The sequence below is a fragment of the Desertivirga brevis genome (assembly GCF_017355835.1).
The window spans coordinates 210,334-226,675 of record NZ_JAFEWF010000003.1 but is presented as its reverse complement, the minus strand read 5'-3'; the positions used below and the strand labels follow the sequence as shown (position 1 = coordinate 226,675).

13 protein-coding genes are annotated in these 16,342 nt (G+C 40.8%); 7 read left to right on the top strand and 6 right to left on the bottom strand.

All coding sequences use genetic code 11. From position 1 onward, the window contains the following. Window positions 1-126 precede the first annotated feature (126 nt). Genes recJ through J4N25_RS11415 form a run of 3 tightly spaced genes read left to right on the top strand, consistent with a single transcriptional unit; the run spans window position 127 to window position 4,110 of the window. A complete protein-coding gene (recJ, locus tag J4N25_RS11425; RefSeq protein ID WP_207422477.1) occupies window positions 127-1,827 on the top strand; it encodes a single-stranded-DNA-specific exonuclease RecJ in 1,701 nt (566 codons plus the stop codon). A 10-nt stretch (window positions 1,828-1,837) separates the two neighbouring features. After that, the gene (gene lptB / locus J4N25_RS11420) at window positions 1,838-2,587 is read left to right on the top strand and encodes an LPS export ABC transporter ATP-binding protein (RefSeq protein WP_207422331.1); all 750 of its coding nucleotides are present in this window, start codon (window positions 1,838-1,840) and stop codon (window positions 2,585-2,587) included. Further along, complete coding sequence (locus tag J4N25_RS11415; protein WP_207422330.1) at window positions 2,584-4,110, top strand: GH3 auxin-responsive promoter family protein; 1,527 nt, start codon at window positions 2,584-2,586, stop codon at window positions 4,108-4,110. The genes lptB and J4N25_RS11415 overlap by 4 nt, the downstream gene beginning before the upstream one ends. Window positions 4,111-4,260: 150 nt before the next feature. Here the strand turns inward: J4N25_RS11415 and J4N25_RS11410 are convergent, their stop codons facing one another. Together J4N25_RS11410 and J4N25_RS11405 are read right to left on the bottom strand one after the other, a co-directional pair. Next, a complete protein-coding gene (locus J4N25_RS11410) occupies window positions 4,261-5,328 on the bottom strand; it encodes a TerC family protein (protein ID WP_207422329.1) in 1,068 nt (355 codons plus the stop codon). A 5-nt stretch (window positions 5,329-5,333) separates the two neighbouring features. Beyond that, window positions 5,334-6,305, bottom strand: a complete 972-nt coding sequence (locus tag J4N25_RS11405; RefSeq protein WP_207422328.1) for a polyprenyl synthetase family protein — start codon at window positions 6,303-6,305, stop codon at window positions 5,334-5,336. Window positions 6,306-6,521: 216 nt separating this feature from the next. Here J4N25_RS11405 and J4N25_RS11400 point away from each other — a divergent pair, with 216 nt between their 5' ends. Further along, window positions 6,522-7,097 carry an SRPBCC family protein gene (locus J4N25_RS11400; protein WP_207422327.1) on the top strand — a complete coding sequence of 192 codons (576 nt, stop codon included), beginning with the start codon at window positions 6,522-6,524 and terminating at the stop codon, window positions 7,095-7,097. Window positions 7,098-7,193: 96 nt separating this feature from the next. Here the strand turns inward: J4N25_RS11400 and odhB are convergent, their stop codons facing one another. From odhB to J4N25_RS11385, 3 genes are all read right to left on the bottom strand, one after another. Then, on the bottom strand, window positions 7,194-8,720 hold the full coding sequence (gene odhB, locus J4N25_RS11395; protein ID WP_207422326.1) for a 2-oxoglutarate dehydrogenase complex dihydrolipoyllysine-residue succinyltransferase: 1,527 nt from the start codon (window positions 8,718-8,720) through the stop codon (window positions 7,194-7,196). 25 nt (window positions 8,721-8,745) lie between these two features. Continuing rightward, the gene (locus tag J4N25_RS11390; protein WP_207422325.1) at window positions 8,746-11,541 is read right to left on the bottom strand and encodes a 2-oxoglutarate dehydrogenase E1 component; all 2,796 of its coding nucleotides are present in this window, start codon (window positions 11,539-11,541) and stop codon (window positions 8,746-8,748) included. 107 nt (window positions 11,542-11,648) lie between these two features. Next, on the bottom strand, window positions 11,649-12,923 hold the full coding sequence (locus tag J4N25_RS11385) for a DASH family cryptochrome (protein WP_207422324.1): 1,275 nt from the start codon (window positions 12,921-12,923) through the stop codon (window positions 11,649-11,651). A 279-nt stretch (window positions 12,924-13,202) separates the two neighbouring features. Between J4N25_RS11385 and J4N25_RS11380 the strand changes: the two genes are divergently transcribed. Further along, entirely contained in the window at window positions 13,203-13,631 is a 429-nt protein-coding gene (locus J4N25_RS11380) for a CBS domain-containing protein (protein WP_207422323.1), read from the top strand. Between the two features lie 83 nt (window positions 13,632-13,714). Here J4N25_RS11380 and J4N25_RS11375 read toward each other — a convergent pair whose 3' ends face one another. After that, complete coding sequence (locus tag J4N25_RS11375; RefSeq protein ID WP_207422322.1) at window positions 13,715-14,056, bottom strand: (2Fe-2S) ferredoxin domain-containing protein; 342 nt, start codon at window positions 14,054-14,056, stop codon at window positions 13,715-13,717. A gap of 33 nt (window positions 14,057-14,089) precedes the next feature. Between J4N25_RS11375 and J4N25_RS11370 the strand changes: the two genes are divergently transcribed. Both J4N25_RS11370 and J4N25_RS11365 read left to right on the top strand, forming a co-directional pair. Continuing rightward, on the top strand, window positions 14,090-15,016 hold the full coding sequence (locus J4N25_RS11370; RefSeq protein WP_207422321.1) for a TIGR01777 family oxidoreductase: 927 nt from the start codon (window positions 14,090-14,092) through the stop codon (window positions 15,014-15,016). Beyond that, entirely contained in the window at window positions 14,994-16,313 is a 1,320-nt protein-coding gene (locus J4N25_RS11365) for a cryptochrome/photolyase family protein (protein ID WP_207422320.1), read from the top strand. Before J4N25_RS11370 ends, J4N25_RS11365 begins: the two co-directional genes overlap by 23 nt. Window positions 16,314-16,342: the final 29 nt, after the last annotated feature.

Sequence of the window (16,342 nt, the reverse complement as noted above, 5' to 3'; positions counted from 1 at the left end):
AAATGTTCACTGATAATGAAATGCTTACAAATGCGGGTACGGACAAATACTATATTTAGTGTTATATTTACCCCTTAAACCCCTTGAACAATGAGTTCAGTGTCGGGTATAAAACCTAACAAAGATATGCAAAAAAGGTGGGCAGAGCAGGTTGTTACTAATATTGAAGCAGTAGAAGATTTAAAAAATCAACTTAACATCGATGAGGTGCTCGCTTCGTTACTTGTTAACCGCGGCATTACCTCTTTTGAAGCAGCACGTTGCTTTTTCCGTCCGGAACTTTGCCATTTACATGATCCATTTCTAATGAAGGACATGGACGCCGCTATTCTTCGGATAGAGAAGGCAATTAGCCGGAAAGAAAATATCCTGATTTACGGTGATTATGACGTAGATGGAACAACGGCAGTATCATTAGTTTATAGCTTTTTCAGGAAGTTCCACCCGTCCATCGACTATTATATCCCCGACCGTTATAAAGAAGGTTATGGGATTTCTATACAAGGAATTGATTACGCTGCGCAAAACAATTTTTCTCTGATTATTGCTTTAGACTGTGGCATCAAATCCGTCGACAAAATTGATTATGCCAATTCCCTGGGTATTGATTTCATCATTTGTGATCATCACCTGCCCGGAAGCATTTTGCCCGATGCAGTTGCTGTTCTGGATCCGAAGCGTCAGGACTGTGAATATCCCTACAAAGAGCTTTCAGGCTGCGGCATAGGTTTTAAGCTTGTACAGGCATATGCTCAAAAAAACGACATTGCTTTCGATGATATCTGTTGTTTCCTTGACCTGGTAGCGGTAAGTATCGCATCAGACATTGTGCCTATAACAGGCGAAAACAGAGTCCTAGCCTGGTACGGACTAAAGCGACTGAACGAAGCTCCTTGTAACGGATTGGCTGCTCTCATAGAGCTTTCGGGCAGAAAGCAGTATACAATTTCAGACGTGGTCTTTATGATTGGCCCTCGCATTAATGCCGCAGGCCGTATTGACGATGCTAAGCATGCTGTTAGCTTATTGATCGCGTGTGATGAGGAGGTTGCAAAAAATCAAAGTTTACTGATCAATCTTAAAAATACAGAAAGAAAAGAACACGACCTTAACATAACCGAGCAAGCCCTGGCAATGATTGATTCTGATCCAGAACTTCAAAGCCGTAAAACAACGGTTGTGTATAATGAAGGTTGGCATAAAGGGGTAATTGGGATCGTAGCTTCCCGACTGACTGAGAAATATTATCGTCCAACTATCGTTCTTACTAGCTCAAACGGCCATGTTGCAGGTTCCGCCCGCTCCGTTATCGGATTTGATCTGTATGAGGCACTCAGCTCTTGCAGCGACCTTCTTGAGCAGTTTGGAGGACATAAATATGCAGCAGGCCTTACATTGAAACCCGAGAACATACCTGCATTGCAGCAGCGTTTCGAGGAAGTGGTAGCTCAAACAATCCCTGAAGAACTACTGATACAGGAAATAGGTATAGATGCTGAACTTAATCTGGAAAAGATCAATCCGAAGTTCTTCAGGGTCTTGAATCAGTTCGGACCTTTCGGGCCTCAAAACCCTGCTCCTGTATTTGTTTCAAAAAATGTTAAGGTAGCTGGGAAGGCGAGTTTTGTCGGAAATAATCATATCAAAATGAATATTTACCAGGGAAAGTCGCCTATATTTGACTGCATCGGTTTTGGATTGGGTCAGTATGTGCCTCTTATAAACAATGGTTATCCGTTTGATATTTGTTATACTATAGAAGAAAACGTCTGGAAAGAAAAACGCTCTATCCAGCTGTGTGTTAAGGGGATTAGAAGCGTAGTTTAAGATATTCAGAATGATATTAAAAGCAGAAAATCTTGTTAAAAAATACAAACAACGTACTGTTGTTAACAACGTTTCATTTCACGTAGAACAAGGTGAGATCGTAGGGTTACTTGGACCAAATGGAGCAGGAAAAACTACTTCTTTCTACATGATCGTAGGACTGATAAAACCTACAGAAGGGCATGTATTCCTCGAGGATGAAGATATAACAGAAGATGCGATGTTCCGACGGGCTCAAAAAGGTATTGGATATCTTGCGCAGGAAGCCTCTGTTTTCAGGAAGCTATCTGTCGAGGATAACATTCTCGCTGTGTTGGAAATGCGGAAGCTAAGCAAAGACCAGCAAAATGAAAAGCTTGAAGAACTGTTGACTGAATTTAGTTTGCACCGTGTTCGTAAGAATCGGGGGGACTTGCTTTCAGGGGGAGAGCGCAGGCGGACTGAAATTGCGCGGGCTTTAGCCGCTGATCCAAGCTTCATTCTCCTCGATGAACCCTTTGCCGGGGTAGACCCTATCGCGGTTGAGGAAATCCAATCTATTGTAGGTAAATTAAAACATCGTAATATCGGCATCCTGATTACAGACCATAACGTGCAGGAAACCCTTTCGATCACAGACAGGGCATACTTGCTTACTGAAGGAAAAATAATGCTTACAGGAACTCCAACTGAGATTGCGAACAATGAAATGGCTCGTAAATTCTACCTTGGTCAGCACTTCGAACTACGCAAAAAAAAGTCAGACACTAACCCTATATGACCATCGTAAACTCCATATTCACCTGGTTCATGAAGAAGCGCATGCATCAAATTGAACTTTTCATCAAATACCCTCACGATGTTCAGGATGAAGTTTTCAGAAATCTACTTTCGGGAGCTCGCAATACCGAGTGGGGTAAATTATACGACTATAACTCAATTCATAATCAGGAGCAGTTTAAAGAGCGTGTTCCAATCCAAACTTATGAAACACTTAAACCCTATATAGAGCGCATGCTTAGCGGAGAACAGAACGTTCTTTGGGGGACAGAGATTCAATGGTTTGCTAAATCTTCCGGGACAACCAATGACAGAAGTAAGTTTATTCCTGTTAGTAAAGAATCTTTGGAAGAATGCCACTACAAGGGTGGTAAAGACATGCTTTCCATTTATTGCAATAATCGCCCTGATGCTCAAATTTTCACAGGAAACTCTCTTGCCCTTGGCGGAAGCCATCAGGTTAACCAAGCGAGCGGGGATATCTACTACGGTGATCTTTCTGCAGTTTTAATAAAAAATCTCCCTATCTGGGCAGAATTCTATCGTACGCCTGATATGTCTATCACTTTAATGGACAATTACGAGGAAAAGATAGAAAAGATGGCGAGAGCTACAATGGACGTGAACGTAACTAACATCTCAGGCGTCCCTACCTGGACAGTAGTTTTAGCCAAGCACCTGCTGGAAATTACAGGAAAGAAAAATCTGCTGGAGATTTGGCCTAACCTCGAGCTATACATTCATGGGGCAGTTAAATTCACCCCTTACCGTGAGCAATTCAAACAGCTGATCCCATCTAATGATATGTATTACCTTGAAACCTACAATGCATCTGAAGGTTTCTTTGGAATTCAGGATCAGTCAGATTCTGAAGAAATGCTCCTCATGCTTGATTATGGAATCTTCTATGAGTTTCTACCCATGGAATCGTTCGACCAAGAGAATCCTAAGACACTCGGGCTTCACGAGGTAGAGCTTAATAAGAACTACGCACTTATTATATCTACAAACGGAGGACTATGGCGATATATGATTGGAGATACTATAAAATTCACTTCTCTTTCTCCTTACCGTATCCAAATTACAGGTCGAACAAAGCACTTCATTAATGCATTCGGTGAAGAAGTGATCATAGACAATGCGGAAAACGCATTAACAAAGGCATGTGCCGCAACTGGAGCTATCATTAAGGACTATACAGCCTGTCCCATCTATTTCAGTGAAAATGGAGCAGGAGGGCATGAATGGATCATAGAATTTGAACAACACCCAAACGATATAGAAAAGTTTACCGACATTCTTGACCAAACCCTTAGAGAAATAAATTCAGACTACGATGCGAAGCGCTTTAAGGATATGGCACTACGGAGACCACTAATCCATGCGGCGCCAAACGGCACTTTTTATAATTGGCTTAAAACAAAAGGAAAGCTTGGGGGCCAGCATAAAGTGCCAAGACTAGCGAACGAGCGGAAATATGTAGAAGAGATACTGTCTTTGCTGGAGGGCTCTAAAGCTCTCTAACCCCTCAAAATATAATCAGCTCTAAAGAGATTGAATAAGCCTTTAGAGCTGATGTTATAACTTAAAACTAAAGCAACTACCTCTTTTCCCTATTCAGCGAACAATAATACCCTACAACTACGGCTTATAACGCCCAAAACTACTACCGCATTACAAATGCTTCTCGCCCTCCGGATGTCCCAATTTCTTAGGAAATAGTAGTGAGGCAACAACACTTATCGTTAAAATCAACAGGATAACGAAAAGAGAATGTGAGGTAGTGAATCCCCAGGTTTGTAACCAATGATGAGCCAGCATTTTAATTCCAATGAATACTAGCAAAAAGGAAAGCCCCACCTTCAGATAATGGAACTTGTGAATGATATTTACCAGCAGGAAAAACATCGATCGTAAACCTAGGATGGCAAAAATGTTCGAGAAGAAGACAATATAGGGATCCTTCGTAACTGCAAAGATCGCAGGAATAGAATCAACGGCGAATATTAGATCTGTAAACTCAATGATCAGCAATACTATGAACAATGGAGTTACATATCTTTTTCCGTTACGCGTGATAAAGAAACGCTTGCCGGCAAACTCGGGATATACCGACACAAATTTAGAAGCAAATTTAACAACAGCGTGGTTCTCCGGATCGATCTTATCCTCGACATTCCTGTTAACAAACATCATAATACCGGTATAAACAAGAAATGCCCCAAACAAGTATAGGATCCAGCCAAATTCGCTGATGAGCGTAGCACCAAGGAAAATGAAAAGAAAACGCATTAGCACCGCTCCTACAATTCCCCAGAACAATACCCTGTGATAGTACTTTTCTTCCACCCCAAAAGCAGAAAAAACCAGCACCATTACAAAGATATTATCTACGGATAGCGCGTATTCGACTACATACCCAGTAATAAACTCTATTGCAAGGTTATTCCTATAGATCCGCAAACTACCCTCAAAGTCGTTCGGGTTGATCTTTATATTATGAAGGTTCTGTCGAGTAATAGCCTCTAATTGGGCAAAAGAAGAAATTCCATGAAGCTGATCACCTGCGGCCCGGAGGATAAAATAGAAACCGACAGCGAAGGCGACCCAAATGGCGCTCATTATAGCTGCCTCACGCAGCTTGACGGCGTGTTCCTTTCTATTAAATAAACCAAGGTCTATTGCAAGCATAAGGACTACAAAGAGCAGAAACCCTCCGAAAAATAGAATTTCATTTGACATAGATCTTATTTTTTACGTTCGGTAGTAAAACGCACCAACTGCTCAAGGCCAATTCGTGCCTCGCTTTCGGGAAAACCTCCAAGTATTTCAAAAGCTTCATCCTGATAACGATGCATCTGCATCTCGGCATAGGCTAATCCCCCACTATTTCTAACGAAAGATATAACCTCTTCAACCTTTGCGGCGTTCTCATTATGATTCTTAACAAGGTTGATGATATGATGTTTTTCAGTCTTACCAGACTTGCTTAACGCATATATAAGCGGTAAGGTAATTTTCTTCTCTTTAATGTCTATTCCCAAAGGCTTTCCAACATCGTCTGTCCCAAAGTCAAAAAGATCGTCTTTTATCTGAAATGCCATCCCTACCTTTTCCCCAAAACTTCGCATCTTTTCGATCACTCCGCGGTCTTTATTTACGGATGCAGCACCTACCGCACAACATGAAGCAATTAGAGATGCTGTTTTTTGCCTGATTACTTCGTAGTAGATATTCTCGTTGATATCCAGCTTTCGGGCTTTTTCCATCTGCAGCAGCTCACCTTCACTCATCTGTTGTACAGCTTCGTTAACGATCTTCAGTAACTCAAAGTCATCATTGGCCAAAGAAAGCTGCATTCCCTTTGCTAACAGAAAATCCCCAACTAGAACTGCTACCTTATTTTTCCAGAGTGCATTCACTGAAAAGAATCCCCTCCGCTCGTAGGAGTTGTCAACTACGTCATCATGAACAAGAGTGGCAGTGTGAAGCAACTCGACCAAAGCTGCTCCGCGATGAGTAGCATCATCAATAGTACCGCATAAACTTGCGGAGAAGAAGACAAACATTGGACGGATCTGCTTACCCTTTCTTTTAACTATATAATGAGTTATACGGTCAAGCAAAGGCACAGAACTTTTCATTGAAGACTTAAATTTTTCTTCAAATACATCAAGTTCCTTTTCTATCGGTTTTTTGATCTCGTCTAGCCTGGACATTGAAGCTTAAATTGTAGATTGAGCTATTTTAATTCACTCACAGCGCAAACATAGCTTAAAAAACTAGATTTTCTGTCATTGTTTAGGAAAACTGAGTTTCTATAAAAACTTGCCTTTCGTTTTCTGCTTCTTAACTTCAAAAACTATTATCAAATACTTGTAAACAATTTCCTTAACTTTCGTATAAACCTCCATCAACGATCCCTTATCTTAAAGATGAAATATTTCAAACTGGTTTTGGCCGGAGGCATTCTGGTCATTACTGCTTTTTTTACTGGCAGCTTTTTTATTGCCAAAAACTTCTTTATTCAGCGAAGTGTTTTTATTGAAGCTTCAGACACTGCTGCTTTTGATTATGCCTCCAACTATAAGCATTTCAATAGCTGGAGTCCGTTTTACGAGAAAGAACCGAAAGCCAAATACCAGATTAGTGGAAGCCCTGGTACTGCAGGTTATTCGTTTTCCTGGCATGGAAAAGAAGTTGGTAGCGGAAAATTCGAATTTATGGGCAATGAGCGCTACAAGGCTATTTATCAGAAATTAACGTACAAAAGTCCTTTCGAGGGATCGTACCTTAACTATATGTATTTCACGAAAACATATAAAGGAATTATTGTAACCTGGGCCTTTTGTGGAGAAAACAAAACTACCTTGGATAGATGGAAAAGCCTTTTTTACGATTCTATGGTTGGAGAGGATTACCAGAGAGGTTTAAATAAACTTAAAGAAGAGCTGGAAAAGCAGAACTTAACAAGTTCTAAACTTCAAAACAAAACTTCCTCAAGCCTCTGATTTTCGTAATATTCAAACAAGACAAGCTTTAGTATTAGATAAAATAAAAAAAGTCCCGCTGCAGAACAGCGGGACTTTTGTATTAGTTACACATTCTTAAACTCCTAACAATAATCTTGTTGGGTCTTCAAGAAGTTGTTTCACTTTTACAAGGAATCCTACAGATTCGCGGCCATCAATGATACGGTGATCATAAGAAAGAGCAACGTACATGATTGGACGAATTACCACCTGTCCGCCAATTGCTACTGGACGCTCAACAATATTATGCATACCTAATATTGCAGATTGTGGAGCATTAATAATTGGAGTAGACAACATCGACCCGAATACGCCACCATTTGTAATAGTAAACGTACCGCCAGTCATCTCTTCAATGGTCAATTTATTATCACGAGCTTTACCTGCAAGTGCAACAACGGCTTTCTCAATTCCTGCTAAAGATAATTGCTCTGCATTACGAATAACCGGAACAACCAAACCTTTAGGGGCTGAAACAGCGATTGAAACATCAACGAAATCGCTATAGATAATTGAATCCCCGTCTATACGTGCGTTAACAGCAGGAAACTCTTTTAAAGCCTCACAAACTGCCTTTGTAAAGAAAGACATAAAGCCTAAACCAACCCCATGGGTTTCTTTAAACTTATCCTTGTATTTAGCCCGTATATCCATGATAGGCTTCATATCCACTTCATTGAAAGTGGTAAGCATAGCCGTTTCATTTTTAACTGCAACAAGACGTTTTGCAATAGTCTTGCGTAAGTTCGACATCTTCTCAGGACGCTCATTCCTTGCACCGCCAAAGCTTGCCGGAGCAGCAGGTGCGGCAGCAGCTTTAGGAGCCGGAGCAGCCGCTGATTGAGGTTTAGGAGCTTGGGCATTTACTGCATCTTCCTTAGTGATACGACCACCAACACCTGTTCCACTAACAGAAGCTGCATCAACACCTTTCTCAGCTAAAATTTTTGCAGCTGAAGGAGACGGAGTTCCTGCAGCGTAAGAACTTGCAGATGCTGCAGCAGTTGAAGGGTTTGACTCAGGAGCTGAAGCTGCTGGTTTAGCAGCCGGAGCAGACGCACCAGAAGCGATCTGACAAACAATTGCGCCGATCTCTAAAGTATCACCTTCTTTTGCAACATATTTCAACGTACCTGCCACTTCAGCAGTTAATTCAAACGTCGCCTTATCAGACTCTAGCTCGGCAATTTGCTCATCCATTGCAACAACTTCACCTTCTGCTTTCAGCCATCTGGAAAGTGTTACTTCTGTAATTGATTCACCTACTGGTGGAACTTTTACCTCAACAACTCTGCTTTCAAGGGCTACTGGTTCCTGCCCACCTACAACTTCTTCAGATAAAGAAGGAGCGGCAGCAGTAGCAGAACCACTATCTTCTACTGATGCTACAATGGCACCTATTGCTAAAGTATCGCCTTCAGCAGCAATCGTTTTTAAAGTTCCTGCCTTTTCAGCTGTTAACTCAAAAGTGGCCTTATCAGATTCAAGTTCAGCGATAACTTCATCCATTTCAACCTGGTCACCATCCTTCTTAATCCAACGGGATAATGTTACTTCTGAAATTGATTCGCCTACCGGCGGAACTTTGATCTCTAAACTCATAGTTTTTTATGTTCTTTAAATTCTGTTAATCTACGTTTACTACTTTCTTTGTTGTGTTAACAACAGCTTTTTTAACCTCTTTTCCTGCAACATCCTCGAATGCTTTTCCAACAATGTACAGTTGCTGAGAGATATGCTGTTTAGCATAACCAGTTGCAGTACTGCTCGCCTCTTTTCTTGAAATTACTTCAAGGTTGAGTTCTGATTTTCTGAACTTACGACAAATGTACGGCCATGCTCCCATATTCTCAGGCTCTTCCTGTACCCAGAAAAATTCAGCGTTAACATATTTATTTTTCAATTCACGAAGCTGAGTGATAGGAGTTGGGTATAATTGTTCAACGCGAACAATTGCAACGTCTTTCCGTTGATCAGCTTGTTGTTTTTCAAGTAGATCGTAGTAAATTTTACCAGTACAGAATAAAACTCGTTTTACGTCCTCTGCTGTTGCATAGGTATCATCAATTACTTCTTGGAATGCACCTTGAGTGAATTCATCAATAGTACTTACGCAAAGTGGATGGCGCAATAAGCTCTTAGGCGTAAATACCACAAGAGGTTTACGGAAATCCCGCTTCAACTGACGACGCAACAAGTGGAAATAGTTTCCAGGAGTAGTAATATTAGCAACCTGAATATTGAAATTCGCACACAGTTCAAGGAAACGCTCCGGGCGGCCCGAAGAGTGCTCAGGTCCTTGCCCCTCATAACCGTGAGGAAGTAACATTACTAAACCATTTGAACGCTGCCATTTAGTTTCAGCACTTACTAGGTACTGGTCCACAATAATTTGAGCGCCATTGAAGAAGTCACCAAATTGAGCTTCCCAAATAGTAAGCGACTGAGGGTTTGCCAAAGCATAACCATATTCGAAACCTAATACACCGTACTCGGATAAGTGAGAGTTGTATATATCAAACTTTGCTTGTGCATCACCCTTCTTAATTTGTGCCAATGGGATAAACTCTTCTTCAGAATCCTCCATTTTCACAACGGCATGGCGATGTGAGAACGTTCCGCGCTCAACATCTTGTCCGCTTAAACGTACGCGGTGACCTTCACTAAGCAGTGTTCCGTAAGCCATTAACTCACCCATTGCCCAATCGAACTTCCTGTTCTCAACCATTTTCTTACGGTCTTCAAACAATTTCTCGATCTTCTTGAAGAATTTCTTTCCTTCTGGAAGTTGAGTTAGGGTGTTGGCAACTTTAAGTAATTCTTCTTCTGAAACTGCAGTCTGAGATTTTACTTCAAAATCCTCAGCCGTTCCTGGACGTAAACCGGCCCATGCTCCTGAGAACATCGGATTTGGAGAATACTCATTACTTTCTTTTGACTCGTTTAAGCGCTCCTGCAATAATGCACGGAAGCTTTTTTCCATCTCCACAGCCAGGTTAGCGTCAACGCTTCCCTGCTCCATCAATTTCTTGTTATAGATCTCACGTGGATTCGGGTGAGACTCAATTGCTTTATATAGCAGGGGTTGAGTGAACTTCGGCTCGTCAGACTCGTTGTGTCCGTAACGACGGTAACAAAGAACATCAATGAACACGTCATTATGGTAGCGTTGACGATACTCAACTGCCATATTCACTGCATAAACTAAAGCCTCAACATCATCACCGTTCACGTGGAACACTGGTGATAAAGTTACTTTAGCAATATCTGTACAGTAGGTTGACGAACGGGCGTCTTTATAGTTGGTAGTGAAGCCAACCTGGTTATTGATAACTAAGTGAATTGTACCACCTGTTTTGTAACCATCAAGTTTCGCCATTTGCAATACTTCATATACAACACCTTGTCCCGCAACAGAAGCATCCCCATGGATCAAAATTGGTGCAAGTCTGGAGTTATCTCCCTGGTACTTGAAATCAATCTTTGAACGGCAGATACCTTCAACGATAGGATCTACTGTTTCAAGGTGAGATGGGTTAGGACAAAGGCTTAAGTGAACCTTCTTACCAGTTTCTGTAGTTACATCTGTAGAGAAACCTAAGTGATATTTAACGTCACCATCAAAAGGCTTAGACTCATCATAACCTTTACCTTCAAACTCAGCGAAAATATCTTTATAGGTTTTACCCATGATATTTGCCAAAACGTTCAAACGACCTCTATGGGCCATCCCAATTACAAATTCCTCAATTCCTGATTCTGCACCTTTTTCAATAACCGAATCAAGTGCAGGGATCACACCTTCTGCCCCTTCAAGAGAGAAACGCTTTTGACCTAAGAATTTAGTACCAAGGAAGTTTTCAAAAACAACAGCCTGATTTAATTTCTTAAGGATGCGTTTTTTTGTATCGATTGAAAAGCTAGGTTTAGTCCTCTCTCTCTCTAAACGCTCTTGAAACCATTTAACTTTTTCTGGATTTCGGATATAGGTAAATTCAGCACCAATGGACTGACAATATGTTTCCTCTAGAAGTGCTAAGATATCTTTTAATTTTGCTGGGCCTAAACCAACCTCTACACCTGCATTAAATACTGTTTCTAAATCTCCATTGCCTAGACCAAATGTCTCAAGCTCTTTACCTGGATAATACTTGCGGCGCTCGCGAACAGGATTTGTTTTGGTAAACAAATGGCCTCTGTCGCGATAGCCATTAATCATATTTAAAACCTTGATTTCTTTTAATAATTGCTCTGGATTTTCGCTAACAGAAACAGTCTGACCACCTGCTCCCTGCCCAAAATCAAAGCCTTCGAAAAATTTTCTCCAACCAAAATCCACCGATTCGGGATCTTCTTTGTACGACTGGTAAAGAGAATCTATATAAGCAGAATCTGCATTACTAAGATAAGACAAACTATCCATGTATTTATTATTCTAAAGGTAGCGGCAAAAATAAAAGTTTAACCTTATAATAAGCCACTTATTTTATTTTAATTGAATTTCACATGATTTACAACATGCTTTTTACATCAATTTAAAGCACTTTGCTCCAAAAACCATCTCCTAATACTTAAATCTTCTGTAATCTCTTCAGATTTGGCTGTTAATGGACGGTTTGAAGACATAATTTCCCCACCAATAAGGTAAGCCCAATTCCCCCAATCACTGGCAGGTGAATAATCGACTGATTTTTCTTCGAAATAAGCGGCTCCTGCTCTCCAGGTTACACCAAGCTCTTTATAAAGAAAAGAGGAAACATATTGTTTTACTTTATCGCTGAGGTAGCCTGAAGTATTCAACTCCTTCATGCAAGCATCTACTAAGGCTACACCTGTTTCGCCTTTCTGCCACTTTAAAAACGCCTTTCTCTCGGCAGCAGAAAGATCTCTTTCTGGTTCAATTTCGTTAAGCGAAGTGTTACCATACTTCTTCAGCATGAAACGAAAAAAATCTCTCCATTGCATCTCGGTGATAATTCTTGATGCAGAATCGCTCCCTCCCACTTTAACCTTATGTTTCTTAACTGCCCAGTAGACCTCGCGGGACGATAAACAACCTAGAGAAAGCCATGGTGCCAACTTAGACGAAAATACTCCACTCTTGGCAGCCTTCCCCTTTGGCTCGTCACTGAAAACTAATTCGTTCAACCTTTGCAAACCTTCCTGCTCCCCACCTGTGAAATTGATCTCCCGGTTTTCCAGCTCTCCCGGATCTACATTAAGCTCGTTAAGAGTTGGCAAATCGCCCTTTTCTAAATTCTGAGGTACCCTGATAACGTTAGGTGTATCAAAGCAAGGTTTTACCGTCGCGTCGCGCTCAATCTTTTTTCTGAAAGTAACAAAATCGTTAGGAATATTCTTGATCGGAAAAGGCAGGTCTTCTTTATGGTATAAGGTGTGACCGATAAAGTGCTTCAAGTTAATTCTTTTCTTCCACAGGGCTTCCTCAACTATCGCTGAAATGTCTGTTTCCATGGCAGCAACTTCACGATGGTGATATACTTCAGAAACATCATAAGTGTTGCAAATCTCAGGGAGGATTTCTTCTGGTTTTCCGGTTTTGACGACTAATTCACCGCCTAATTGCTTCAATGACTCCCGCAAACTATTTACACTTTCCAATAAGAACTTTGCTCTTAAAGCACCAGTCTTCCTGGTGCCATATCTGGAGAGTTCAAAGTAGCGTGGATCAAAGCAGTAAACGGGTACAATTTGTTCAGACCGTTTAACAGCTTCAAGAAGAATTTCATTATCGTGAATCCTTAAATCATTCCTAAACCAAACTAATATGGTTTTCCCACTCATAAAACCTGTTTATAAATCTTGCAAAATACTCATTTTTCTTCTATATAACATTAGTAGAAACACCTGGATCAACCAATAATTACATGCAAGAGACATTCAAAAAATCACGTGGCTTCGGTGGCGATTTCTGAAATACCTTAGCTAAAAACAGTAATACCTCAGCTTCTTTACAAACCAAAAATATGAATCAAAGCACTGTTAAGTTGTAGAAAAAACTTTCCCTAAAACAGAAAGATCACGAGATAAAAATGTTAACTTTAAAAATCTAACTAACTAATTATGAAAACAGTAAAACAAATCCTCGAAGGGAAAACCAGCGCTATTTATTCCGTTACCCCCCAAACTTATGTCTTCAATGCCCTTGAAATGATGGAACAGAAAAACATCAGCTCTGTACTTGTAATGGATGGGAAGATCTTACATGGAATTTTTACTGAAAGGGACTACGCAAGAAAAATTATACTGAAAGAACGCTCTTCAAAGGAAACCAGGGTTAAGGAAGTAATGACCTCAAGCATTTTAAGCGTGACCCTCAAAGACACTATAGAGTATTGTATGAAAGTAATGACGGATAGTCACATTCGTCACCTTCCTGTCTTGGAAAACGGAGAAGTGGTGGGAATTATTTCCATCGGGGACGTTGTCAAGAATGTCATTGAGTCGCAGAAATCCACGATAGATTTTCTGGAAACTTATATTTATGGATAGAAGCGATCCCCGGTTAATAATAGATTTACGAAATACGATTTAAGCAGGAATTGTAATTCGTAAATCTAAAATCGTAAATCTTATTATTTATTCAACTTAGCGTACCAGGGGAGCTTGTTGTAATCCATTAAGAGGCGCTCTACTACTCTGTTATTTTCCAAATGCTCTGAAACAATCTCTTCCACATCTGTTACTTGAACATTACCATAAAATACACCTTCAGGATATATGACAATACTTGGTCCAGCTTCACATGCTTCTAAACAGCCTGTTTTCTGTGCTCTTATTTCCGCATTTAAACTTTTATCTTTAATATGCTTCTTAAAGGCGGCAACCAATGCTAGTCCGTGACTTTCACCGCAACTCACTCTTGCGCCTTCCGGACGCTGATTGGTACAAATAAAGATGTGCTTCGTATACAACATATATCAAAAGTAAGAATATTATAAGAACAGATAATGAATAAAACAGTTCTCCTAACCGGCGGAAGTGGCTTAATTGGTCAGCCTCTTACAAAAGCGCTTCTCGCTAAGGGCTATACTATACATCACCTTAGCCGGAGTATAAAAAATGAAACTGGGGAGGTTAAAACCTTTCAATGGAACATTAAGGAAGGCCTGATAGACCCTGCTTGCATTCAGGGTGTTACTTCCATTATTCATCTGGCCGGCGAAGGCATAGGAGCCCGCCCCTGGACAAACAGACAAAAAAGAGAAATTGTTGAAAGCCGCACGGAGTCTATTCGACTCATTTATAAACTTCTACGAGCTAATCCAAACCACCTAGTCAGGGCAGTGATATCAGCATCTGGGGTAGGGTTTTATGGAAATCGTGGAGATGAATTATTAACGGAAGATAGCTTTCATGGTTTTGACTTTCTTGCTCACACTTGTGTAGAATGGGAAGAAGTGGTGGATGAAATAAAAGATCTCGTTCCGAGGATTGTTAAATTACGTACCGGTGTTGTGCTTGCTGAAAAAGGAGGAGCACTTGAACAAATGGACAAACCGATCAAATTAGGACTGGGCGCAGCACTTGGTTCTGGCAAACAATGGATGCCCTGGATCCATATTAATGACATCGTGGACCTCTATGTAAATGTGCTTGAAAACGATCAGACTAATGGTGTATACAATGCAGCAAGTCCCGATGTCCGAACCAATGAAGAATTCACAAAAGCCATAGCAAAAGTCCTGAATAAAAATCTGTTCCTTCCTGATGTACCTTCTTTTGGTCTTAGGATCATTCTTGGTGAAATGTGCGCCCTCGTTTTGAACAGCACTAAAACCAGTTCTGAACGAATCCTAAAAACAGGATTTAAATTTACCTTTGAAAAGCTGGAAGACGCATTAAAAGACATTTATGCCCGAAAAACAACAGGTTAGTATTTTTTGGTTCAGGAGAGATTTGCGGTTAGAGGACAACACCGGTTTATACCACGCATTAAAGTCTGGTTATCCAGTCCTCCCCCTATTTATATTCGACACGCTCATCCTGGATAAGCTGCAAGACAATGATGATCCAAGAGTAACTTTTATTCGCAACGCTATAATTAAGCTTGATCAGGAATTGCAGAAGCACGGCTCGTCAATCATTGTAAAACACGGAACACCGCAAGCAGCATGGACAGAGCTTTTGAATGACTACGATATCAAAGCCGCTTTCACTAATCATGACTTTGAACCCTATGCTAAAACGAGGGACGAATCGATCGCTGATATATTGAAAACAAAGGGAGTTGAGCTTCGCACCTTTAAGGATCATGTGATTTTCGAAAAGAACGAGGTATTGAAGGAAGACGGCAAGCCTTACACTGTATTTACCCCATACAAACGTAAATGGCTGGAAAAGCTAAACCCGGATTTTCATTTGAAAGCCTATCCTACTGAAAAGTACTACAACAACTTCCTGCAAACATCACCTTTTGTCATTCCGGGTCTCGAACAACTAGGATTTCAAAGCAGCTTACTTACCTTCCCCGACAGAGAATATAAGGAGGTGATCGAAGAATACAGTAATACCCGCGACTCACCTGCACTCGACGGGACTTCCAGAATTGGGGTAAACCTTCGGTTCGGAACCATCAGTATTCGTGAAGCGGGTTACGACGCTTTCCATGCAAAAGAAAAAACATGGCTCTCGGAGCTAATATGGCGGGACTTTTATGCAATGATACTTTGGCACTTCCCGTATTCTGCAAAATCATCCTTCAGGAAGGAATTCGATAATATTCCCTGGTTAAATCGTGAAGAGGATTATAAAGCCTGGTGTGAGGGAAATACTGGCTACCCAATAGTAGATGCTGGCATGCGACAGTTAAACGCCACAGGTTGGATGCACAACAGGGTAAGAATGATCACCGCCAGCTTCCTCTGCAAACATCTTTTGATTGACTGGAGATGGGGTGAAGCATACTTCGCCAGGAAATTAATTGATTACGATCAGGCAAGCAATGTTGGAGGTTGGCAATGGGCTGCAGGAACAGGCAATGATGCTGCACCTTACTTCCGTGTGTTTAGCCCTGACCTACAAACAAAGAAGTTCGATCCGAAGCTGGAGTATGTAAAGAAATGGGTTCCTGAGTTTAGCGATCCATTTAAATATGCTCAACCTATTGTGGACCATAAGTTTGCCCGGCAACGAGCATTAAATGCTTACAAAGTAGGTTTAGCAAAAAGTTAAGAAAATAAGAAAGGCATTGAAATTAAGTC

Coding starts and splice junctions, on each gene's coding strand:
- recJ (WP_207422477.1), top strand. CDS start 127: ATGCAAAAAAGGTGGGCAGAGCAGGTTGTTACTAATATTGAAGCAGTA.
- lptB (WP_207422331.1), top strand. CDS start 1,838: ATGATATTAAAAGCAGAAAATCTTGTTAAAAAATACAAACAACGTACT.
- J4N25_RS11415 (WP_207422330.1), top strand. CDS start 2,584: ATGACCATCGTAAACTCCATATTCACCTGGTTCATGAAGAAGCGCATG.
- J4N25_RS11410 (WP_207422329.1), bottom strand. CDS start 5,328: ATGTCAAATGAAATTCTATTTTTCGGAGGGTTTCTGCTCTTTGTAGTC.
- J4N25_RS11405 (WP_207422328.1), bottom strand. CDS start 6,305: ATGTCCAGGCTAGACGAGATCAAAAAACCGATAGAAAAGGAACTTGAT.
- J4N25_RS11400 (WP_207422327.1), top strand. CDS start 6,522: ATGAAATATTTCAAACTGGTTTTGGCCGGAGGCATTCTGGTCATTACT.
- odhB (WP_207422326.1), bottom strand. CDS start 8,720: ATGAGTTTAGAGATCAAAGTTCCGCCGGTAGGCGAATCAATTTCAGAA.
- J4N25_RS11390 (WP_207422325.1), bottom strand. CDS start 11,541: ATGGATAGTTTGTCTTATCTTAGTAATGCAGATTCTGCTTATATAGAT.
- J4N25_RS11385 (WP_207422324.1), bottom strand. CDS start 12,923: ATGAGTGGGAAAACCATATTAGTTTGGTTTAGGAATGATTTAAGGATT.
- J4N25_RS11380 (WP_207422323.1), top strand. CDS start 13,203: ATGAAAACAGTAAAACAAATCCTCGAAGGGAAAACCAGCGCTATTTAT.
- J4N25_RS11375 (WP_207422322.1), bottom strand. CDS start 14,056: ATGTTGTATACGAAGCACATCTTTATTTGTACCAATCAGCGTCCGGAA.
- J4N25_RS11370 (WP_207422321.1), top strand. CDS start 14,090: ATGAATAAAACAGTTCTCCTAACCGGCGGAAGTGGCTTAATTGGTCAG.
- J4N25_RS11365 (WP_207422320.1), top strand. CDS start 14,994: ATGCCCGAAAAACAACAGGTTAGTATTTTTTGGTTCAGGAGAGATTTG.